Below are 20262 nucleotides of genomic sequence, written 5' to 3' on the forward strand. Positions count from 1 at the left end.
GGTGAGGGCAGGCGCTGGCAATGCCGACGACCTGCACTTCGTCGAGGCGCCCGCCCTCACCCCAGCCCTCTCCCGCAAGCGGGAGAGGGAGCACCCAGGCGGTTCGTTGCAAGCGCATCGGTTCAGGTTTTGCCCATCGTACCCACCCCCAACACCGCCTCATCGTCCGTTCAGCCTAGGGCCTGTCCCTTAGCCACGCCACGATCCGCTCCGCCGCCTGCTCGGCGCTGTCGCCGGTGGTGTCGATGCGGATCTCCGGCTGTTGGGGTGGCTCGTAGGGCGAGTCGATGCCGGTGAAGTTCTTCAGTTCGCCGCGGCGTGCCTTGCGGTACAGGCCCTTGGGGTCGCGCTGCTCGGCGACGGCCAGCGGCGTGTCGATGAAGACTTCGATGAACTCGCCGTCGCCGGCCAGGGCGCGCGCCATTTCGCGTTCCGAGCGGAACGGCGAGATGAACGACACCAGCACGATCAGCCCCGCATCCAGCATCAGCCTGGCCACTTCCGCCACGCGCCGGATATTCTCGACACGGTCCGCCTCGGCAAAGCCCAGGTCCTTGTTCAGTCCGTGGCGCACGTTGTCGCCGTCGAGCAGATAGGTGTGATGCCCCAGCGCGTGCAGGCGCTTTTCCACCAGGTTGGCGATAGTGGACTTGCCCGCGCCGGAAAGCCCGGTGAACCAGACGATGCGTGGCGACTGGTGCTTCAGCGCGGCATGCGCGCGGCGGTCGACGTCGATGGCCTGCCAGTGGACGTTCTGCGCGCGGCGCAGCGCGAAGTGCAGCATGCCGGCGCCGACCGTGTTGTTGGTCAGGCGGTCGATCAGGATAAAGCCGCCCAGCTCGCGGTTGCGCGCGTAGGGGTCGAACGCTACCGGCTGGTCCAGGTGCAGGTTGCAGACGCCGATCTCGTTCAGCTCCAGCGTGCGCGCGGCCAGGTGCTCGAGCGTGTTGACGTTGACCTTGTACTTGGGCTGCGCCACGGTCACGCCCACGGTGCGCGTGCCGAGCTTGAGCAGGTAGGGGCGCCCGGGCAGCATGGCGTCTTCGTTCATCCACACCAGCGTGGCCTCGAACTGGTCGGCCACCGCGGGCGGGTCTTCGGCGCACGCCAGCACATCACCGCGGCTGACATCGATCTCGTCGGCCAGGGTCAGCGTCACCGCCTGCCCGCGCATGGCCTGCTCGCATTCGCCGCCGGCGCCGACGATGCCGGTCACGCGGCTTTCGCGGCCGGAGGGCAGTGCGCGCACGCGGTCGCCACGCCGGATCACGCCGGCGCTGACGGTGCCGGCAAAGCCGCGGAAGTCCAGGTTGGGGCGGTTGACCCACTGCACCGGCAGCCGGAACGACTCGTCCTGCGGGGGAACGTGGTCGATCGGCACGCTCTCCAGGTGGTCCATCAGCGTCGGGCCCTGGTACCACGGCGTATTGGCGCTGGGCGCGGTGATGTTGTCGCCGCGCAGCGCGGACATGGGGATGCAGGCGATATCGGTCAGGCCGATCTGCCGCGCGAACTCGCGGTATTCCTTTTCGATGCGCGTATGGACCTCGCGCGAGTAGTCCACCATGTCCAGCTTGTTGACGGCCAGCACCACGCGCCGGATGCCGAGCGTGGCGACCAGGAAGCTGTGGCGCCGCGTCTGCGTCTGCACGCCGCGGCGCGCATCGACCAGCAGGATGGCCAGGTCGGCGGTGGAGGCACCGGTGACCATGTTGCGGGTGTACTGCTCATGACCCGGGGTGTCTGCGACGATGAACTTGCGCTTGTCGGTGGCGAAGAAGCGGTAGGCCACGTCGATGGTGATGCCCTGTTCGCGCTCAGCGGCCAGGCCGTCCACCAGCAGCGCGAAGTCCAGGTTCTCGCCCTGCGTGCCCATCTTCTTCGAATCGGCTTCGAGCTGCGCCAGCTGGTCTTCGAACAGCATCTTCGATTCATACAGCAGCCGGCCGATCAGCGTGCTCTTGCCGTCGTCGACGCTGCCGCAGGTGATGAAGCGCAGCAGGCTCTTGTGTTGCTGGGCGCGCAGGTATTGGGCAATCTCGCTCTGCGCGCCCGCGGGTTGCGCCATCGCCGGCGCGTTGTCGATCAGGGTTTCCATCAGAAGTATCCCTCCTGCTTTTTCTTCTCCATCGAACCGGCCGAATCGCTGTCGATCAGCCGTCCCTGGCGCTCCGACGTGGTCGCCCGCAGCATTTCCTGGATGATGCCGCCGAGCGTGTCGGCGTCGCTCTCGATCGCGCCGGTGAGCGGGTAGCAGCCCAGCGTGCGGAAGCGCACCTTGCGCAGTTGCGGGGTTTCACCGGGGCGCAGCGGCAGGCGCTCGTCGTCGACCATGATCAGCGTGCCGTCGCGTTCGACCACCGGCCGTTCCCTGGCGAAGTACAGCGGCACGATCGGGATCTGGTTCAGGTAGATGTATTGCCAGATGTCGAGCTCGGTCCAGTTCGACAGCGGAAACACGCGCAGGCTCTCGCCCTTGCGCTTGCGCGTGTTGTACTGGCGCCAGAGTTCGGGACGCTGCATCTTGGGGTCCCACCGGTGCTGCTCGGTGCGGACCGAGAACACGCGCTCCTTGGCGCGGGATTTCTCTTCATCGCGGCGCGCGCCGCCGAATGCCGCGTCGAAGCCGTAGTGGTCCAGCGCCTGCTTCAGCCCCTGCGTTTTCCACACGTCGGTGTGGACGGCCGAGCCGTGCTCGTGCGGGCTGATATTGCGCGCCAGCCCTTCGGGGTTGATGTGCACGCGCAGGTCCAGCCCTAGCCGGGCCGCGGTCTGGTCGCGGAACGCGATCATCTCGCGGAACTTCCACGTGGTATCGACATGCAGCAGCGGGAACGGCGGCCGTGCGGGATGGAAGGCCTTCATCGCCAGGTGCAGCATCACCGCGCTGTCCTTGCCGATCGAATAGAGCATGACGGGGTTCTCGCACTCCGCCACCACCTCCCGCATGATGTGGATGCTCTCGGCCTCCAGTTGCTCCAGGTGGGTCAACATCGGGGTCTCCTATTGATTTGCCGGCGCCGCGCAGGGTTGTCGCGGCCGTCTGGCATGGCCACAAGGTAGCGAGCCGGGGGCCTGCGCCACTTCGTCCGGGCGGACTAAGAAATTGCGGGGCGCGGCGCGCATTTCCTAGTCCACCCGGACGAGGAACGGGGCGTGCTGCGCTGGGTATCGTTGCTGCGCCGACGAACCACGGGAGCAGGCAGATGGCGACCAACGCCGAAGACCAATTGCTGAGCGGCCAGACCTGGGCCGAGTTTTGCGACGTGCTCAAGCGCAGCGGGCAGCAGATCCTGCGCCCGGAAGCGCCGACGGATGCGCTCACGCGCGCCGAGGGCTTCCGCTACCTGAGCCGCTTGCTGCGCATTGCGCTGGAAATGCATGTGGAATTTGCCGATCCGGCGTTCCCCGGCTTGTTCTCGCCGTCGCACGAAACCGCCAAGATCGGCGCCGACAATCCGGACAACCTGTACCGCTACGCGCGGCTGGACGGCAGCGCGGCGTACCGCATCCGCGGCCGGCGCGGCACGGTGGCGTATCTGAGCTTCGGCACGCAGAAGGGCGGCTACGAAACCGACGGACGCATGGTCCAGACCGGTTTTATCGACAGCAACAATCTGGCGGTGGCGGCGGACGGGAGTTTCGAGATCGTGCTCAGCGCCCAGCCGCAACCGGGAAACTGGGTGCGCATGGAGCCAGCGACCAACGCGCTGGTGGTGCGCCAGACCTTTCTCGACCGCAAGGCGGAGACGCCCGCCGAATTGCAGATCGAGCGCATCGACGCCAACGGCAAGCCGCCCGCGCTGAGCGCGGAGCGCTTGCACGCTGGCCTGCTGCGCGCCGCGGGTTTCGTCGAGGGCACCGCGCGCATCTTTGCCGACTGGGCCGAGGGTTATGGCGGCCATGTCAACGCGCTGCCGCCCGCGGACCAGGCGGTGTGCCAGGCGGCGGGCGGCGATCCCAATATCTTTTACTACCACTCGTGCTGGCAACTGGCCGATGACGAGGCGCTGGTGGTCGAGGTCGAGCGGGTGCCCGAGTGCGAGTTCTGGAACTTCCAGATCAACAACTACTGGATGGAATCGCTCGACTACCGCTACCACGACATCTGCCTCAACAAACACGGTGCCCGGCTCAACGCCAATGGCGGCGTCACCGTGATCCTCAGCGCGCGCGATCCCGGCCTGCCCAACTGGCTGGAAACCGCCGGCCATCACCACGGCACCATGTGCTGGCGCTGGGTCGGCGCGGCGCAGCCAGCGCATCCGCGCACGCGCGTGGTCAAGCTTGCATCGCTCAGGGAGAACAAGGCATGAACGCCATCAACGTGGAACGCCTGCTGGCACAGGCGAGCGAGCAGGCCGGCGGCCTGGACGACTTCGGTCCGGGCAACTATCGCGAGGCGCTGCGGGTGCTGTCGGATTCGCTGGCACGCGAGGCCAACCTGTCGCCGCAAGGCACGCACATGCTGCAAGGCAAGCTGCAGGCCCAGCTGGTCAACCGGCTGGTGATCCAGGACTACTGCCGGCGCCATCCGGAGATCCTGCAGGAGCGCGTGGAAGACCCGCTGGTCATCGTCGGCCTGCCGCGCACCGGCACCACGCTGCTGCAGCGCATGCTGGCCACCGACGCGCGCTTCAGCTCGGCGGCGTGGTGGGAGACCCGCTATCCGGCCCCGCTGCCGGGCGAGGACGTGCGCGATCCGAGCCGGCGCATCGCCGCGGCGCGCGAGGAAGTCGGGAAGATGATCCGGTTCATCCCGGACATCCTTGCCATCCACCCGCTCGACGCGATGGCCGCGGACGAGGAATTCATGCTGATGGAGCATTCGTTCCTGTGCGCGATGGATTCCTACGTCAACGTGCCCGCCTACACCGGCTGGCTGGCGCAGCAGGACCACACGGAAGTCTATGCCTGCCTGAAGACCATGCTGCAGTTCCTGCAGTGGCAGAAGCGCCAGCGCGGCGAGGCGCCGGCACAGCGCTGGGTGCTGAAGACCCCGCAGCACCTGCATACGCTGGAGGTGCTGTTCCGGGTGTTCCCGGGCGCGCAGGTGGTGCTCACCCACCGCGATCCGCTGCAGACCATTCCGTCTATGGCGAGCATGGCGCATACGCTGTGGAAGCTGTACGCCGACGATCCGAATCCCGTCACGGCCGGCCGCCAGTGGAGCGAACAGATGCGGCGCGGCACCGACCACGCCATGGCCGTGCGCGACGCCATGCCCGCCGAGCGCTTCCTCGACGTGCGCTTCGAAGACACGGTGCGCGATCCCTTCGGCGTGGCGCAGGCGGTCTACCGCTTCGCCGGCATGCCGCTGACCGAGGCCGCGCGCGCCGGCATGTGGGGCTGGATGGAAAGCAACCCGCGCAACCAGCGCGCGGCGCATGCGTATACGCCGGAACGGTTTGGGCTGAGCGAGGCGCAACTGGAACGTGATTTCGCCAGTTACCGTGCGCGGCACATCCTGAGCCGCAACGCAAACGAATGACCCGCAACGCCAGCACTCGCCTCGGGCCTTCCAACTCCCGCTTGCGTACTCCCTCTCCCGCTTGCGGGAGAGGGTTGGGGAGAGGGCGGGAGCGTCAACGAAGTGCAGGCCGTCGCTATTGCACGCGCCTGCCCTCTCCCCCGGCCCCTCTCCCGCAAGCGGGAGAGGGGAGAAAACACGTGGCACAGCGAAATGCCGCGGACTTTTCAAATCCCAATGGTGTACTCCCTCTCCCGCTTGCGGGAGAGGGTTGGGGTGAGGGCGGGAGCGTCAGACGAAGTCGCGCCTGCGGTATGCCAGCGCCTGCCCTCACCCCCGCCCCTCTCCCGCAAGCGGGAGAGGGGAGAAAACACGCGGCCTATCTGACAGCCACTCAAGACCACCAAAACAGGAGACACCAACATGCTGCTGAAAGACAAGATCGTCATCGTATCCGGCATCGGCCCCGGACTGGGCATCAAGCTGGCGGTGGAAGCGGCGCGCGAAGGCGCCCGCGCCGTGGCCATCGCCGCGCGCACCGAAGCGAAACTGGACGAAGCGCAGGCCCGCATCGATGCCCTCGGCGCCGATTGCGAAGTGCTGAAGGTGGTGACCGACATCACCGACCGCGCCCAGTCGCGCCATCTCGCCGGCGAGACCCTGCGCCGCTTCGGCCGCATCGATGCGCTGGTCAACAGTGCCTTCCAGCACGGCAATTTCCCCGAGCCGGTGGAAGCGGCCGACCTGGACGTGTGGCGTCAGGTGTTCGACACCAATGTCTTCGGCACCATGACGCTGACGCAGGAGGTGGCGGCGCTGATGAAGCCGCAGGGCGGCGGCGCCATCGTGATGATCAACACCCAGGCCACGCGCAAGCCGATGCCGGGCGAATCCGGCTACGCCGCGTCCAAGGGGGCGCTGGCGGTGGCGGTCAAGTACCTGGCGCGCGAGCTGGGGCCGCATGGCATCCGTGCCAACAGCATCTTCATGGGCTGGATGTGGGGCGCGCCGGTGCAGGGCTATGTGCGCCACGCCGCCGCCGAACAGGGTGTGAGCGAAGACGCGGTGATCGCGCCGGTGACCGCGCAGATCGCGCTGGGCCGGATGCCGACCGACGACGACTGCGCGCGCGCTGCGCTGTTTCTCGTGTCAGACTACGCCAGGGCCATCACCGGCGCCTCGCTGGACGCCAATGGTGGCGATTTCATGCCCTGAGCCCACAGCACCGCATGCCATGACAAGCTACTTTGCCTTCAACGGCGACGCCGACGGCCTGTGCGCGCTGCAGCAACTGCGCCTGGCCGGCGGTTCGCACGCCAGCGACGCCATGCTGGTCACCGGCGTCAAGCGCGATATCCGGCTGCTGGAGCGCATCGACGCGCGCGCCGGCGATACCGTGACGGCGCTCGACATCTCGCTCGACCAGAACCGCGATGGCCTGCTGCGGCTGCTCGACGCCGGGGTGGAGGTGGACTACTTCGACCACCACCACGCCGGCGACGTGCCTTCGCATGCCGGCCTGCGCGCGCATATCGACGAGGCCGCGCAGGTCTGCACCAGCATCCTGGTCGACCGCCACCTGGGCGGGCGCCACCGGCGCTGGGCGGTTACCGCTGCCTTTGGCGACAACCTCGGCGACGTGGCGCGCGCGATGGCGGCGCAGCTTGGCCTGGACGCGGGCCAAGCGGCGGTGCTGGAACGGCTCGGCACCTGCCTCAACTACAACGCGTACGGCGAGTGCGTGGCCGACCTGCATTGCAACCCCGCTGAACTGGCGCAGCACATGCTGCCCTTCGCCGACCCGCTGGACTTCGCCGCGCAGTGCGCCACTTTCACGCTGCTGTGCGAGGGCTACGAGGACGACATGGCCCAGGCGCGCCGCCTCTCGCCCATGCATGAGATACCCGGCGCCGCGCTGCTGGTGCTGCCCGACGCGCCGTGGGCACGGCGCGCGATCGGCGTGCTTGCCAACGAACTGGTGCGCGGGCGCCCCGGCGATGCGATCGGCCTGCTGTCGCCCCGGTCCGGCGGCGGCTTTGCCGTCAGCGTGCGGGTGCCGCCGCAAAGCGCCACCGGCGCGGCCGACTTCTGCCGCGGCTTCGACACCGGCGGCGGCCGGCGCCTGGCCGGCGGCATCAACTACCTGCCCGACGCCGACGTGGAGCGCTTCACGCGCAGCTTTGCCGACTGCTTCGGCAAGTCATGCTGAGCCGTCTAAAAGCCGAGGTGCTGCGATAAACCACAGTCATTCCCGCGCAGGCGGGAATCCAGCGTCTTTGTCCCTGGCCCGCGAACAGACAAGACACTGGGTCCCCGCCTGCGCGGGGACGACGGGCAAGGCTAAGCCGCTCAGCCCGGCGGGACAAACTCCATAACTTCCAGGTCGAAGCCGGTGACCGCGCGGTACGGCACCGGATGGCTCAGCAGGCGCAGCTTGTGCGCGCCCACGTCGCGCAGGATCTGCGCGCCGACGCCGAGCGCGCGCTGCGCGAAAGCCGGCGCGGGCGCTGCCGCGGCCGGAGCGGCCAGCCGATCCAGCCGTTGCTGCGGTGACTCGCGCTCATCCAGCAGCACCAGCACGCCGCAGCCCTCCGCGCCGATCCGTTCCAGCGAGCGCTCCAGGTTCCACGCCGGCTGCGCGGGCGTGCCGAAGGCCAGCACGTCGCGCTGCATCTCCACCGCCTGCACGCGCGTCAGCACGGGCGTGTGCGGGTCGGGCTGGCCCAGCACCAGCGCCAGGTGCAGCGCATCCACCGGGGCGTCATGGTAGGCGTGCACGGTGAAGCGCCCGAACGGCGTCGCCAGTTCGGTCGTGCGGGTACGGCGCAGCGCGCCCTCGGTCAGTAGCCGATGGTGGATCAGCGCGCTGACGGAGACCGCCGGCAGGCCGTGGCGTTTGGCGAAGTCCAGCAGGGCCGGTCCGCGCATCAGCTCGCCGTCGTCGTCGAGCACCAGCGCATAGGCCCCGGCCGCGACGCGCCCCGCCAGCCGGGGCAGGTCGGAACATGCTTCGGCAAAGCCCGCGCGGCGCAGCACGCCGTCCGGCTGCGCCACCACCGGGAAGACGTGGCCGGGCTGGACCAGGTCCTGCGGCCGGGCGCGCGGCGCCGCGGCCACGCGCAGCGTCAGCGCGCGGTCGGCGGCGGAGATGCCGGTGCTGACGCCGCTGGCGGCCTCGATCGACACGGTGTAGCGCTCGCGCTGGCGCTGGCTGGCGGCCATCGGCGGCAGTTGCAGCAGCGCGCGGCGCGCCTCGGTGATGGCCATGCACACCAGGCCGCGCGCCTCGGCCGCCATGAAGTTGACGTCGGCCTCGGTGGCGCGCTCGGCGGCCACCAGCACGCAGCCGGTGGCTTCCGCGCTCTCGTCTTCGAGCACCACCACGCGCTCGCCCGCGGCGAGCGCTGCCAGCACTTCGGCCATCGGCGCCAGGAGCTTGGCCGCGCTCATGCTGCCTCCTGCCGGTTGCCTGGGTCGAAGGCCTGGCGCAGCGACGCCGCGGCCGCGTCCAGCACATGGCTGGCGGCATCCATCACCCCTTGCATGCTGGCGAAGCCATGGATCTGGCCGGGCCAGCGGCGCACGGCCGCATTGCCGCCGGCGCGCTGCAGCGCCTCGCCGTAGGCCTCGCCCTGGTCGCGCAGCGGATCGAATTCGGCGGTGATGATGGTGGCCGGGGGCAGGCCGCGCAGGTCGCGCTGTTGCAGCGGACTGGCGCGGACATCGCCGGCGTCGGCGGGCGTGGCCAGGTACTGGGCGCGATACCACGCCAGTTCCGCGGCGCTGAGGAAATAGCCCTGCGCGCATTCGCGATAGCTGGCGCTGCTCGTTGCGGCATCGCTGCAGTCCAGCCAGGGATAGAGCAGCAGCTGGTGCCGCAGCGCGATGCCGCTTCCGCGCAGCTGCTGGCACACCACGGCGGCCAGGTTGCCGCCGGCGCTGTCGCCGGCCACCGCCAGCCGCGACGGGTCGGCGCCCAGTTGCGCCGCATGCGCTGCGGCCCAACGCACCGCGGCGACGGCGTCGTCGGCGGCGGCCGGGAAGCGTGCCTCGGGTGCGAGGCGGTAGTCCACCGACAGCACCAGCGCACCGCTGCGACGCGCCAGGCTGCGGCAGATGTTGTTGTGCGAATCGAGGCCGCACAGCACGAAGCCGCCGCCGTGGAAATAGATCACGAGCGGCAGCGCCGCGTTGCCCTGGGCTTCATCGGGCGCGTGCGGCCGGTAAAGGCGCGCCGGCAGCGGACCGGCCGGGCCGTCTAAGGTCAGGTCTTGCTGCGCGGCGATGGCGTCGCCTGGCGCGAAGCCGGGCATCGCTGCCAGTGCGGCGCGGTAGTCGGCGGCGCGCAGCTTGGAGAAGTCGAGGCCGGGCATGGCGGCCATGGCATCGAGCATGGCACGGGCCTGGGGATCGAGCGGCATGGTGTCTCCTGGAGGGCTGTGGGAATCAAACCTGCATCGCAAACGACGGCGCGTTGCCCGCGGCAATGCCCTGCGCGCGCGCCAGCGCCGCGTGCGCGGCCTGTTCGTGCGGCAGGATCCAGAACTGCCCGGCCGAGACGCCGTCCAGGATCACGCGCGCGGCCTGGTCCGGCGTCAGGCCGGCAGCGATGCCGGTGCGCAGTGCGCCGTTCATCTGGTGCACCTCCTGCGGCGCGGCGCCGTCCAGGTCCGCCGCGATGCCTGTGGCAACCGGACCCGGGCAGACTACCGACACTTTGATCGGCAGCCCCGCCGCCTGCAGCTCCAGCGCCAGCCCTTCGCTCAGCGCCACCACCCCCTGCTTGGACAGCGTGTAAGGGGCCAGCCACGGTCCCACGGCCAGGCCCGCCATCGATGCGACATTGACGATATGCCCCGAGCCCTGCGCCACCATGCGCGGCACGAAGCAGCGCAGCGCATGCAGCACGCTCCACAGGTTGACCCGCATCACCTTGTCGAAGACTTCGGGCGGCAATTCCCAGCAGCGGCCGGTGGCAAGCACGCCGGCGTTGTTGAACAGCAGGTCGACCCGGCCCAGTTGCCGGAAGCTCTCGTCGCAAAGGTGCGCGATCTGCCGCGCGTCGGCGACATCGGTGCGCACGGCGACGACGGTGGCGCCGTCGCGTGCCAGCGCCGCGCGTGCGGCTTCGAGCGCTTCGGCATCGATATCGGCCAGCGCCAGCGCATAGCCTTGCGCGGCCAGCGCATGGGCCAGCCCGAGCCCGATGCCGCCGGCTGCGCCGGTGATGACTGCGGCCTGTTGCCGCGGGTTTGCCGCCATGGTGGAAGTCTCCTGAAAACGGCGGCGCCGATCGCCGCGCATGGCTCGTTGTAGCGGCGGCGCGGCGCGCGGGCATCGTCTGTTTGGGTAGGACGCACCTGCGCTACCGGTTGCATAGGGGTTTGCCCTTGGCGGGCGGGCATGGGTCTGTCCTTAGTCTGTTTGGAGTATGTGTTTGCGCCGCCGCCGCGTGACGATGGGCCTGTCCCGCGGGACTAGTCCGGCGGGCATGTGTGGCCCCACATGTGTGGCCAGGCCGCCTAGGGCAAACCATGAAGGCGGGGGGCAAGCCGCGACCCCTTTGCCGTCCCTATAATCGGGGCACAAAAAAGGGCCACAGAGCCCGCACAAGCCAGCGGCCCGGCTCGACCGGAGCGCTGAGCACGCCACAATGGAGACAGAGGAAAATGCTGATGGAGGTTAGCCAGAGCCAGGCGGCCGCACACCTGTTCGCGCAGGCGACGGTGTCGCTGTCGGAGTTCAGCGCATTGCTGGGCAATATCTACCAGGGCCCGATGGAGCAGGTGCCCTGGGGCAAGGCGCTGGAGCAGATCCGCCGGCAGCTCAATGCCAATTACGCCACGCTGATCCTGCGCTCGCCCGCCACCGACCGTCCCGGGCTGATGATCAACGCCTCCGAGCATGGGTCGACGCTGCCGGGCGAGACCTCTTACAACAACTACTACTACGCGCTGGATCCCTTCATCGGGCTGCCATCGGACCGGGTGGTGACCATCGACGAGCACCTCGGGCCCGGCATGTGGTGCAAGAGCGAGCTGTACCTGCAGTTCCTCAAGGACGTTGGCATCCGCTATATCCTCGGCGCCGACCTCCGCACCGACGACGGCGTGGAATGCCGCTTCCGCGTGTGCCGCGACCATGACGGCCCGGATTTCTCCGCGGCGGACAAGGCCTTGTGCACCTCGCTGCTGCCGCACCTGAAGCGCGCGGTGGACCTGCATTCGCGCCTGGACGTGGTCGAGTCCGAACGTACCGTCTACGCCAGCGCCATCGACCGCATGCTGGTCGGCATGGTGATCCTGGACGAGTCGGGCACCATCATCAAGACCAATGCCGCCGCCGATGAAATCCTCGGCGCCAAGGATGGCATCCGCGTTGCCAAGGGCGGTCTCGATGTCGAGTACGGCCAGGAAAACCGCAAGTTCCAGCGCCTGCTGCGCCAGGCCATGATGGGACACCTCGGCACCGCGCCGGCGCTGATGGAAGCGATGTCGATCACGCGCCCGTCCGGCAGCGCCAGGCTGGGCGTGCTGATCCGCACCATTCCGCTGAGCGAGTGGTCCGAGGACAACCGCAAGCGCCCCGCGTGCGTGGTCTTTATCCGCGATCCCGAGCGCCGCTCGCAGGCCTCGCACGACGTGGTGCGCCAGCTGTTCGACTTCACCCCCGCCGAGACGCAGCTCGCGCTGCAGCTGGCCAACGGCCTCACGCTCGATGAAGCCGCTGACGAGCTCGGCATCAGCAAGAACACCGCACGCGCGCACCTGCGCGCGATCTTCTCCAAGACCGGCGTGACCCGCCAGGCCACGCTGGTGCGCATGCTGCTGAGCAGCGTGATTTCGCTGGGCTAGGGCAAGGCGTCAGGGCTTTGCGCTGAGCACCAGCGCAAAGCCCTCCGGCGTGCGCAGTACCGCGCGCGTCTCGTGCGGTCCCTGCGCCGCGGGCTGCGCCACGGTGGCGCCAGCTGCCACCAGCCGCGCCATCGCCGCGGCAATATCGACTCCCTCATCCACCTTGAAGGCCAGCGCCGGCTGGTCCACCAGCTGTTCCTCGCCGGCCACCAGCGCCAGCGTCAGCGCGCCCGCGTCGAGCGCGCAATAGCGGTCGGCGTCGCGGAACTTCACCGGCAGTCCCAGGGCTTCGGTGAAGAACGGCAGCGCGGCGTCGATGTCCGCAACGGGGTAAAGCAGCAGCCTGGCTTGCATGGTGTAGGTTCCTTTCGATAAGCGCGGGCGGTTTGCCCGCTGCCCATGATAGGGACGCGCCCGGCGCTGCTCATAATCCAATCAGACGATGTTGCGACGTCTTGCGCCGACCACACTGCGATCACGCAGGCCGCTTCCGGCCCAAGGCGCAGCGCCTCGCAGTGCCCCGGATGCGGTCTTGTACCGACAAAGCGAGAGGGGACTGCAATGCGTTTTTCGTTGATCTATGAAGCCCAGACCGTCGATGCCTCGCGCGCCGGCGACCACAAGGTGTTCGATGAAATCATGGAACAGGTGGTGCTGGCCGAGGACATGGGCTTCGACGTGGTCTGGGCGGTGGAGCACACCGCGCTGACCAACTACGCGCACATGAGCGCGCCGGAAACCTTCCTGGCCTTCGTCGCCGGGCGCACGCAGCGCATCGGCATCGGCCACGGCGTGGTGTGCCTGCCGCCGGCGATGAACCATCCGGTGAAGGTGGCCGAACGCATCGCCACGCTCGACATCCTGTCCGGCGGCCGCGTGCACTTCGGCGTCGGCAAGGGCGGCACCCAGCAGGAGGCCGGCACCTTCGGCTACGACCTGAACACCCTGCACCCCATGATCGACGAATCGATGTACCTGATCCCGAAGATCATGACGCAGGACGAGATCGAGCACGACGGCGAATTCATCAAGATCCCTCGCCGCCCGATCCATCCCAAGCCGCGCCAGGACCCGCACCCGCTGATGTACCTGGCCTGCACCAACGCCGACACGCTGCAGCGCGCCGGCGCACGCGGCATGGGCGCGCTGGTGCTGGGCTTCGGCGGACCGGAGGATGTCGCCAGGAAGAACGAGATCTACCGCGCCGCGTGGGAAACGCGCAAGCCGGAAGACCAGGTGGGCTTCCGCCCGCACCAGCACCTGGCGGCACTGTGCCCGACCATCGTGCTGGAAGACGGCCTGGCCGCGCGCAAGATCGGCATCAAGGGGCAGCGTTATTTCATGGAATCGCTGTCGTACTGGTATGCCGGCGGCGAGCGTCCCGACCCGTCGGCGTGGGACGACGAGCATGTCACAGCGACCGACGCGCAGGGCAAGGCGGTGATCAATACGAAGTTCGCATCGGAGAAGGTGTCGGTGGATTTCAGCGATCCGTCGATGATGATGCTGAACCCGAACCACGCCTACGGCACGGTGGAGGACTGCATCGGCTATGTGCAGCGGCTGATCGATGCCGGCGCCGATGAAATCCTGTTTATCTGCCAGATGGGCACGGTGCCGCAGTGGGCGCAGCTGGAGACCATCCGCAATATCGGCGAGCACGTGATTCCGCATTTCCGCAAGCAGGGCCACAAGCTGCGCGTGGCCTGACAGGCGCTGCTTGCTCCGCGACGGTGTGCTCCCCTCTCCCGCTTGCGGGAGAGGGGCGGGGGAGAGGGCCGGCGCCTCCACGAAGTACGGCGCCGCACATCGCGCTACCAGCTAGTCCCAACAGACGATGGCACGCCGCCGCGCCGGTGCAAACATCGATGCCAGCCACAAAACCAGGCCAACAAGGAGACCGCGGTGCATCACGACAACCATCCCAAGGAACTGGCCGCGCGCCTGATCGCGCGTGCCGAGCAGATGATCCCGGCGCTGGCCCAGCGCTCCGCGCAGGCCGAGGCCGACGGGCGCATTCCCGCCGAGACCATTGCCGAGATGCAGGCCGCGGGCTTCTTCAAGGTGCTGCAGCCGCGCCGCCACGGCGGCTACGAGCTGGACCCGCAGACCTTCTTCCGCATCCAGATGGCGCTGGCCAAGGGTTGCATGTCCACCGCCTGGGTCTACGGCGTGGTCGGCGTGCACAACTGGCAGCTGGCGCTGTTCGACGAACGCGCGCAGCAGGAAGTGTGGGGCAACGATCCCGCCACGCTGATTGCCTCGACCTACATGCCGGTCGGCAAGGTCACGCCGGTGGCAGGCGGCTACCGTTTCTCCGGCCACTGGAAGTTCTCCAGCGGCAGCGAGCTGTGCGACTGGATCTTCCTGGGTGGCCTGGTACCCCCCGCCGAGCCGGGCGGCGCCTATGACTACCGCACCTTCCTGCTGCCGCGCTCCGACTACAAGATCGTGCGCAACTGGGATGTGCTGGGCCTGCGTGCCACCGGGAGCCACGACATCGTGGTCGACGACGTGTTCGTGCCCGACTACCGCACCCACCGCGCCGTCGACGGCGCCATGGGCACCAGCCCGGGGCTGGCCGTCAATGACGTGCCGCTGTACCGGCTGCCGTTCGCGCAGATCTTCGTGCGCGCGGTCTGCACCGCCTGCATCGGCGCGCTCGAAGGCACGCTGGACGACTTCGTCGCCTACGCCGACGGCCGCGTCAGCAGCAACGGCGGCGGCAAGACCGCGGAAGACGGCGGCGCGCAGATGGCGTGCGCCAGTGCACAGGTGGCCATCGACGAGATGCGGACCATCCTGGAGCGCAATTTTGACGAGTTGCTGGCGGTGGCCCGCGACGGCGGCCAGGTCCAGACCCCGCGCCGCCTGCATTTCCGCTACCAGTCCGCGCAGGTGGCGGAGCGCTGCGCGCAGCTGGCCAATGGCCTGCTGCGCTACGCCGGCGGCAACGGCATCTACCGCAGCAACCCGATGGTGCGCCGCTTCCTCGACCTGCACGCGGCGCGCGCCCACTATGCCAACAACATGGACCGCTTCGGCCAGAACCTGGGTGGCGTGATGATGGGCCGCGCCAACACGGACTTCTTCATCTGAGCCGCACCGGCACAAGGACCCAACATGAGCCAGAGCAGAGCGCGCATGCAGCCCGGCGAGTTTGACGTGGTGGTGGTCGGCTCCGGCGCCGGCGGCATGCTGGCCGCCTGCCGCGCCGCCGACCGCGGCCTGTCGGTGGTGGTGCTGGAGAAGAGCAGCCAGTATGGCGGCACCTCGGCGGTGTCCGGCGGCGGCATCTGGATTCCGCTGAACCACCATATCGCGCCGGCGGGCGGGCAGGACGACTACGCCAGCGCGCTGGAATACGTGCTCGCCTGCACCGGCGAGCACGGCGACCCGCAGCGCATCCGCGCCTATCTCGAACAGGCGCCGCGCATGCTGCAATACCTGGAGCAGCAGGCCGGCGTGCGCTACTACACGTTGCCGCGCTACGCAGACTACTTCCAGAAGCTGCCGGGGGCGATGCCGGGCTACCGCGCGCTCGACCCGATGCCGTTCGACGGCGCGCGCCTGCGCGAAGAATTCGACCGGCTGCGTCCGCCATCGCCGGGCACGCTGGTCGGCCGCCGCGTGGCCGTGACCTCGGCCGAGGCCCACGCGCTGCTGTGCCGCGCGCCCGGCTGGTTCGGGCTGGCAGTGCGCCAGTTTGCCCGCTACTGGCTCGACCTGGGCTGGCGCCGCAGGACCCGGCGCGACCGCCGCCTCACGCTTGGCAACAGCCTGGTCGGCGGCCTGCGGCGCGCGATGATGGATCGCGCGATCCCGCTGTGGCTCGATACCGCCTTGCAGGACCTGATCGTCGAGGACGGCGCGGTGCGTGGCGTGCGCGCAGTGCAGGACGGACGCGTGGTGGAGATCCGCGCGCTGCGCGGCGTGATCCTGGCAGCCGGCGGCTTCGAGCGCAACCAGGCCATGCGCGAACAATACCTGCCGCAGCCGACCCGCGCCGCGTGGAGCGCGACGCCGCCCAACAATACCGGCGACGCCATCCGCGCCGCGCAGGCAGCCGGCGCTGGCGTGGCACTGATGTCGCACATCTGGGGCGCACCCACGGTGCAGGTGCAGGGCGAGGAGAAACAGCGCGCGCTGTTTATCGAGCGCGCCATGCCGGGCTGCCTGGTGGTGAACGGGCAGGGCCGGCGCTTCGTCAACGAGGCCGCGCCGTATTCCGAGTTCGTACCCGCGATGTACCGCGACCACGAGCAGACCGGGTGCAGCGTGCCGGCCTGGATGGTGTTCGACGCCACCTTCCGCCACAAGTACCCGTGCGGGCCGATCCTGCCCGGCTCGGTGATGCCGGACCGCAGCATCCCGGCCAGCCTGTCCGGCATCCTGGTGCGCGCGGACACGCTCGCGCAGCTGGCGCAGAAGATCGGCGTGGATGCCGATGGCCTGGCCGCCAGCGTCGCGCGCATGAACGACTACGCCGCCACCGGCGTGGACGCGGAGTTTGGCAAGGGCGACAACCTGTTCGACACCTATTACAGCGACCCGGCGGTGCGGCCCAATCCCTGCCTCGCGCCGATCGGCAAGGCGCCGTTCTACGCGGTGCGGCTCGACGCTGGCGATATTGGCACCAAGGGCGGACTGGTGACCGACGCCAGCGCGCGCGTGCTGCGCGATGACGGCAGCGCCATCGCCGGCCTGTTCGCGATCGGCAATACCAGCGCCTCGGTGATGGGCACCAGCTATCCCGGCGCCGGCTCCACGCTGGGCCCGGCGATGACCTTCGGCATGATCGCCGCGGACGTGATGTCGCAGCCTGTGCGGCAGCCCGCCGCCACGCACCCCGCTCAACCTGTACAGGAGGCTCTATGAGCGCCAGAACCCAATCCAGTCCGGATTCCAGCGCAGATTCCAGCACTGACATCGGTGGCGCGCTGCGCGATGACATGCTGAAGGCGATGCGCCGCATGGCCCGCTCCGTTGCCGTGATCAGCTGCCGCCACGGCGAGCGCCGCTATTCGATGTCGGTGACCGCGGTCGATTCGCTGTCGGCCGATCCGCCCTCGCTGCTGATCTGCATCAACCGCAATGCGTCGATCTACCCGCCGCTCGATGCCGGCGCGGACTTCTGCATCAACCTGCTCGCCGCCGACCATCGCGATATCGCGGTGGATTGCAGCGGCCGGCTCAAGGGCGAAGCACGCTTCACCAGCGGCGAGTGGGAAGACGACCTGCTGGGCGTGCCAGCGCTGCGCAATGCGCAGGCCAACCTGATCTGCCAGCAGGACGGCCGCTTCGACTACGGCACCCATGCGGTCTTTATCGGCCGGCTGCGCGAGGTCAGGCTGGCCGGCGAGGTCTCGCCGCTGGTCTACGTCGACGGCGCCTATACCACCTCAGCGCCGCTGGGCGCACTGTGTTCGGCCTGATCCGGAGCAAGCGCCAGCATGGCTTACGACGCCGTCACCCCCGTCCACGCCCCGTTGCGGCTCGATGACCCCGACGCGCATCCCTGGCAGGCCGCCTGCGATGCCGTGGTGGTCGGCTTCGGCGCCGCCGGCGCCTGCGCCGCGCTGGAAGCCGCGCAGGGCGGCGCGCGCGTGATCGTGGCGGAACGATTCGACGGCGGCGGCGCCAGTGCCAGGAGCGGCGGCGTGGTCTATGCCGGCGGCGGCACGCCTTACCAGCGTGCCGCGGGCTATGACGATACGCCGCAGGCCATGGCCAGCTACCTGCGCCAGGAAACCGAGGCGGTCGTCAGCGACGCCACGCTGCGGGACTTCTGCGAGCACAGCCGCGCGATGCTCGGATGGCTGGAGGCGCTGGGGGTTCGCTTTGCCGCGACCGTGCCGCCGCGCAAGACCTCGTATCCGGCGCAGCCCTATTACCTGTACTACTCCGGCAACGAAGCGGTGCCCGCCTACGCGCAGCATGCCGAGCCCGCACCGCGCGGTCATCGCGTGAAAGGCCCCGGCATGTCCGGCCGCACGCTGTATGGCGTGCTGCGCCGCGCGGTGGAGGACAGCCGGCAGATCACCGTCATGCGCCAGTGCGCGGCGCGGCGGCTGATCCTCGACCGCGACGGGGCGGTGGTCGGCGTCGAACTGTGGCAGCTGCCGCCGGGCCGTCACCAGAAACGCCATGCGCGCCTGGCGCGGCTGGCCGAGCGCCTGCACAACGGCCTGCCGGCGCTGGCCGACCGTCTGCGCGCGCTTGTGCTGCAGCTTGAGCTGCGTCATGCACAGCCGGTCGCAATACGGACCAGCGCGGTGGTGCTGGCCACCGGCGGCTTTATCTTCAACCGCGCCATGGTGGCGCGCCATGCCGGCAAGTACCAGCAGGCCTGGCGCCTGGGCGCGACCGGCTGCGATGGCAGCGGCATCCGCCTGGGCGAGTCGGCCGGCGGCGCCACGCGGCACCTGGAGCGCGTGTCGGCGTGGCGCTTCATCAATCCGCCGTTCGCGTGGGCGCGCGGCTGTGTGGTCGACGCGCAGGGCGCGCGCATCGGCAACGAGGAAACCTATGGCGCCACCCTTGGCCATGCCATCTGCGAGCGGCACAGCGGGCGCGCCTGGCTGGTGCTGAACCGGGCGCTGGCGCGCGAGGCCCTGCGCGAATGCCTGGGCGGCCGGCTGTGGGCATTCCAGGCAGTGCCGGCGGCATTGCTGATGCTGGCCGGTGCGCGCCGCGCCGCCAGCATCGATGCGCTGGCCGGCAAGCTGGGCATGCCGGCGCCCGCGCTGCGCGCGACCCTCGGCGCGTATAACGCCGCCGCGCGCGGCGAGACGCCGGATCCGGCCGGCAAGTCGGCGGCCATGTGCGCGTCGCTCGAGAACGGGCCGTGGCTGGCCATCGACATCTCGGCCGGCAGCCGGGTCTTCCCGTGTCCGGCGATCACGCTGGGCGGGCTGGCGGTGGAGGAATCCAGCGGCCGCGTGCTGGCTGCCGCTGGCGGCGCGCCGATACCCGGGCTCTATGCCGTGGGGCGTACCGCCGTCGGCATCGCCTCCAATCACTACGTAAGCGGCCTGTCGCTTGCCGACTGCATCTGGTCGGGACGCAACGCGGGCCGCCATCTCGCACAACAGCCTGCCGGTGGACGGCAGGCGCATACCAACCAGGAGAGTACCCATGAGCCGACGTACTGAAGGAAAGATCGCCATCGTCACCGGGGCCGCCAGCGGCGTCGGCAAGGAAGACGCCTTGCTGCTGGCGCGCGAAGGCGCGCGCGTGGTGCTGACCGACGTGAACGAGGAAGCGGGCCACGCCCTGGCGCGCGAGATCGGCGAGACCGCGCTGTTCGTGCCGCACGACATCGCCAGCGAAGCCGGCTGGCAGCAGGTGATGGCGCGCACCGAACAGCGCTTCGGCGCGCCCAGCGTGCTGGTCAACAACGCCGCCATCCTGATGCTCGGCACGGTCGAGGAAGCCACGCTGGAGCAGTGGCAGCGCGTGATGCGCATCAACGCCGACGGTTACTTCCTGGGCTGCAAGTACGGCGTGGCCGCGATGAAGGCGGGCGGCGGCAGCATCGTCAACATGTCGTCGGCGGCGGCACTGGGCGGCATGGGCGCGTTCTGCGCCTACAGCGCCAGCAAGGGCGCGGTGGCCGCGCTGACGCGCGCCGTCGCGGGCCATTGCAAGCAGAGCGGCTACCGTATCCGCTGCAATTCGATCCATCCGGACGGCATCCTGACGCCGATGACCGCGGCCTTCCTGCCCGGCGGCGCCACCGCGCTGCCGGAAGAAGTCGGCGGCGCCGAGCCGATGCAGCGCATGTGCCATCCGCGCGACGTGGCCAACCTGGTGCTGTTTCTGGCATCGGACGAATCGCGCTTCATCAACGGCGCGGAACTGCGCATCGACAACGCCCAGACCATCATGGGCGTGGCCTGAAGGCGCTCACCGCACTCACCGCAGGACAAGGACATC

The 20262-nt window shown here is 69.2% G+C and carries 17 protein-coding genes; 11 read left to right on the forward strand and 6 right to left on the reverse strand.

Going from position 1 to position 20262, the window contains the following annotated elements; translation table 11 throughout:
• Positions 1-175: 175 nt before the first annotated feature.
• Together cysN and cysD are read right to left on the reverse strand one after the other, a co-directional pair.
• On the reverse strand, positions 176-2098 hold the full coding sequence (gene cysN / locus ACEI37_RS08715) for a sulfate adenylyltransferase subunit CysN (protein ID WP_373376337.1): 1923 nt from the start codon (positions 2096-2098) through the stop codon (positions 176-178).
• On the reverse strand, positions 2098-2994 hold the full coding sequence (cysD, locus tag ACEI37_RS08720; protein WP_373376338.1) for a sulfate adenylyltransferase subunit CysD: 897 nt from the start codon (positions 2992-2994) through the stop codon (positions 2098-2100). Before cysD ends, cysN begins: the two co-directional genes overlap by 1 nt.
• Positions 2995-3206: 212 nt before the next feature.
• Between cysD and ACEI37_RS08725 the strand changes: the two genes are divergently transcribed.
• The 4 genes from ACEI37_RS08725 (at position 3207) to ACEI37_RS08740 (ending at position 7679) form a co-directional block, all read left to right on the forward strand.
• Positions 3207-4316 carry a DUF1214 domain-containing protein gene (locus ACEI37_RS08725; RefSeq protein WP_373376339.1) on the forward strand — a complete coding sequence of 370 codons (1110 nt, stop codon included), beginning with the start codon at positions 3207-3209 and terminating at the stop codon, positions 4314-4316.
• The gene (locus ACEI37_RS08730; protein ID WP_373376340.1) at positions 4313-5491 is read left to right on the forward strand and encodes a sulfotransferase; all 1179 of its coding nucleotides are present in this window, start codon (positions 4313-4315) and stop codon (positions 5489-5491) included. Before ACEI37_RS08725 ends, ACEI37_RS08730 begins: the two co-directional genes overlap by 4 nt.
• Positions 5492-5893: 402 nt before the next feature.
• Entirely contained in the window at positions 5894-6685 is a 792-nt protein-coding gene (locus ACEI37_RS08735) for an SDR family oxidoreductase (protein ID WP_373376341.1), read from the forward strand.
• A 19-nt stretch (positions 6686-6704) separates the two neighbouring features.
• A complete protein-coding gene (locus tag ACEI37_RS08740) occupies positions 6705-7679 on the forward strand; it encodes an acetyltransferase (RefSeq protein ID WP_373376342.1) in 975 nt (324 codons plus the stop codon).
• A 140-nt stretch (positions 7680-7819) separates the two neighbouring features.
• On the opposite strand, the gene ACEI37_RS08745 is transcribed toward ACEI37_RS08740, so the two are convergent.
• From ACEI37_RS08745 to ACEI37_RS08755, 3 genes are read right to left on the reverse strand one after another with little or no spacing between them, the layout of a single operon-like run.
• The gene (locus ACEI37_RS08745) at positions 7820-8920 is read right to left on the reverse strand and encodes a 3,4-dihydroxy-2-butanone-4-phosphate synthase (protein ID WP_373376343.1); all 1101 of its coding nucleotides are present in this window, start codon (positions 8918-8920) and stop codon (positions 7820-7822) included.
• Positions 8917-9891, reverse strand: a complete 975-nt coding sequence (locus tag ACEI37_RS08750; protein ID WP_373376344.1) for an alpha/beta hydrolase — start codon at positions 9889-9891, stop codon at positions 8917-8919. The genes ACEI37_RS08745 and ACEI37_RS08750 overlap by 4 nt, the downstream gene beginning before the upstream one ends.
• Positions 9892-9916: 25 nt before the next feature.
• The gene (locus ACEI37_RS08755; RefSeq protein WP_373376345.1) at positions 9917-10732 is read right to left on the reverse strand and encodes an SDR family NAD(P)-dependent oxidoreductase; all 816 of its coding nucleotides are present in this window, start codon (positions 10730-10732) and stop codon (positions 9917-9919) included.
• 407 nt (positions 10733-11139) lie between these two features.
• Here ACEI37_RS08755 and ACEI37_RS08760 point away from each other — a divergent pair, with 407 nt between their 5' ends.
• On the forward strand, positions 11140-12324 hold the full coding sequence (locus ACEI37_RS08760) for a helix-turn-helix transcriptional regulator (protein WP_373376346.1): 1185 nt from the start codon (positions 11140-11142) through the stop codon (positions 12322-12324).
• A 9-nt stretch (positions 12325-12333) separates the two neighbouring features.
• Here ACEI37_RS08760 and ACEI37_RS08765 read toward each other — a convergent pair whose 3' ends face one another.
• A complete protein-coding gene (locus tag ACEI37_RS08765; RefSeq protein WP_373376347.1) occupies positions 12334-12678 on the reverse strand; it encodes a VOC family protein in 345 nt (114 codons plus the stop codon).
• Between the two features lie 207 nt (positions 12679-12885).
• Here ACEI37_RS08765 and ACEI37_RS08770 point away from each other — a divergent pair, with 207 nt between their 5' ends.
• The 6 genes from ACEI37_RS08770 (at position 12886) to ACEI37_RS08795 (ending at position 20226) form a co-directional block, all read left to right on the forward strand.
• Entirely contained in the window at positions 12886-14034 is a 1149-nt protein-coding gene (locus tag ACEI37_RS08770) for an LLM class flavin-dependent oxidoreductase (protein WP_373376348.1), read from the forward strand.
• 195 nt (positions 14035-14229) lie between these two features.
• The gene (locus tag ACEI37_RS08775; RefSeq protein ID WP_373376349.1) at positions 14230-15423 is read left to right on the forward strand and encodes a flavin-dependent monooxygenase; all 1194 of its coding nucleotides are present in this window, start codon (positions 14230-14232) and stop codon (positions 15421-15423) included.
• Between the two features lie 24 nt (positions 15424-15447).
• Positions 15448-17202 carry an FAD-dependent oxidoreductase gene (locus tag ACEI37_RS08780; protein WP_373376350.1) on the forward strand — a complete coding sequence of 585 codons (1755 nt, stop codon included), beginning with the start codon at positions 15448-15450 and terminating at the stop codon, positions 17200-17202.
• Positions 17199-17759: a flavin reductase family protein gene (locus ACEI37_RS08785; protein ID WP_373376351.1), complete on the forward strand. Its 561-nt coding sequence runs from the start codon at positions 17199-17201 to the stop codon at positions 17757-17759. Before ACEI37_RS08780 ends, ACEI37_RS08785 begins: the two co-directional genes overlap by 4 nt.
• Before the next feature lie 18 nt (positions 17760-17777).
• Entirely contained in the window at positions 17778-19478 is a 1701-nt protein-coding gene (locus tag ACEI37_RS08790; RefSeq protein WP_373376352.1) for an FAD-binding protein, read from the forward strand.
• Positions 19462-20226: an SDR family oxidoreductase gene (locus ACEI37_RS08795; RefSeq protein WP_373376353.1), complete on the forward strand. Its 765-nt coding sequence runs from the start codon at positions 19462-19464 to the stop codon at positions 20224-20226. Before ACEI37_RS08790 ends, ACEI37_RS08795 begins: the two co-directional genes overlap by 17 nt.
• Positions 20227-20262: the final 36 nt, after the last annotated feature.

It is taken from the genome of Cupriavidus nantongensis (assembly GCF_041726985.1).
In the GTDB taxonomy this organism is placed as follows: domain Bacteria; phylum Pseudomonadota; class Gammaproteobacteria; order Burkholderiales; family Burkholderiaceae; genus Cupriavidus; species Cupriavidus nantongensis_A.

What these genes read in the sequence shown, in the direction of transcription:
- ACEI37_RS08725 (WP_373376339.1), top strand. Translation starts at nt 3,207, where the DNA reads ATGGCGACCAACGCCGAAGACCAATTGCTGAGCGGCCAGACCTGGGCC.
- cysN (WP_373376337.1), bottom strand. Translation starts at nt 2,098, where the DNA reads ATGGAAACCCTGATCGACAACGCGCCGGCGATGGCGCAACCCGCGGGC.
- ACEI37_RS08730 (WP_373376340.1), top strand. Translation starts at nt 4,313, where the DNA reads ATGAACGCCATCAACGTGGAACGCCTGCTGGCACAGGCGAGCGAGCAG.
- ACEI37_RS08770 (WP_373376348.1), top strand. Translation starts at nt 12,886, where the DNA reads ATGCGTTTTTCGTTGATCTATGAAGCCCAGACCGTCGATGCCTCGCGC.
- ACEI37_RS08765 (WP_373376347.1), bottom strand. Translation starts at nt 12,678, where the DNA reads ATGCAAGCCAGGCTGCTGCTTTACCCCGTTGCGGACATCGACGCCGCG.
- ACEI37_RS08740 (WP_373376342.1), top strand. Translation starts at nt 6,705, where the DNA reads ATGACAAGCTACTTTGCCTTCAACGGCGACGCCGACGGCCTGTGCGCG.
- ACEI37_RS08735 (WP_373376341.1), top strand. Translation starts at nt 5,894, where the DNA reads ATGCTGCTGAAAGACAAGATCGTCATCGTATCCGGCATCGGCCCCGGA.
- ACEI37_RS08745 (WP_373376343.1), bottom strand. Translation starts at nt 8,920, where the DNA reads ATGAGCGCGGCCAAGCTCCTGGCGCCGATGGCCGAAGTGCTGGCAGCG.
- ACEI37_RS08780 (WP_373376350.1), top strand. Translation starts at nt 15,448, where the DNA reads ATGAGCCAGAGCAGAGCGCGCATGCAGCCCGGCGAGTTTGACGTGGTG.
- ACEI37_RS08755 (WP_373376345.1), bottom strand. Translation starts at nt 10,732, where the DNA reads ATGGCGGCAAACCCGCGGCAACAGGCCGCAGTCATCACCGGCGCAGCC.
- ACEI37_RS08750 (WP_373376344.1), bottom strand. Translation starts at nt 9,891, where the DNA reads ATGCCGCTCGATCCCCAGGCCCGTGCCATGCTCGATGCCATGGCCGCC.
- ACEI37_RS08790 (WP_373376352.1), top strand. Translation starts at nt 17,778, where the DNA reads ATGGCTTACGACGCCGTCACCCCCGTCCACGCCCCGTTGCGGCTCGAT.
- cysD (WP_373376338.1), bottom strand. Translation starts at nt 2,994, where the DNA reads ATGTTGACCCACCTGGAGCAACTGGAGGCCGAGAGCATCCACATCATG.
- ACEI37_RS08760 (WP_373376346.1), top strand. Translation starts at nt 11,140, where the DNA reads ATGCTGATGGAGGTTAGCCAGAGCCAGGCGGCCGCACACCTGTTCGCG.
- ACEI37_RS08795 (WP_373376353.1), top strand. Translation starts at nt 19,462, where the DNA reads ATGAGCCGACGTACTGAAGGAAAGATCGCCATCGTCACCGGGGCCGCC.
- ACEI37_RS08785 (WP_373376351.1), top strand. Translation starts at nt 17,199, where the DNA reads ATGAGCGCCAGAACCCAATCCAGTCCGGATTCCAGCGCAGATTCCAGC.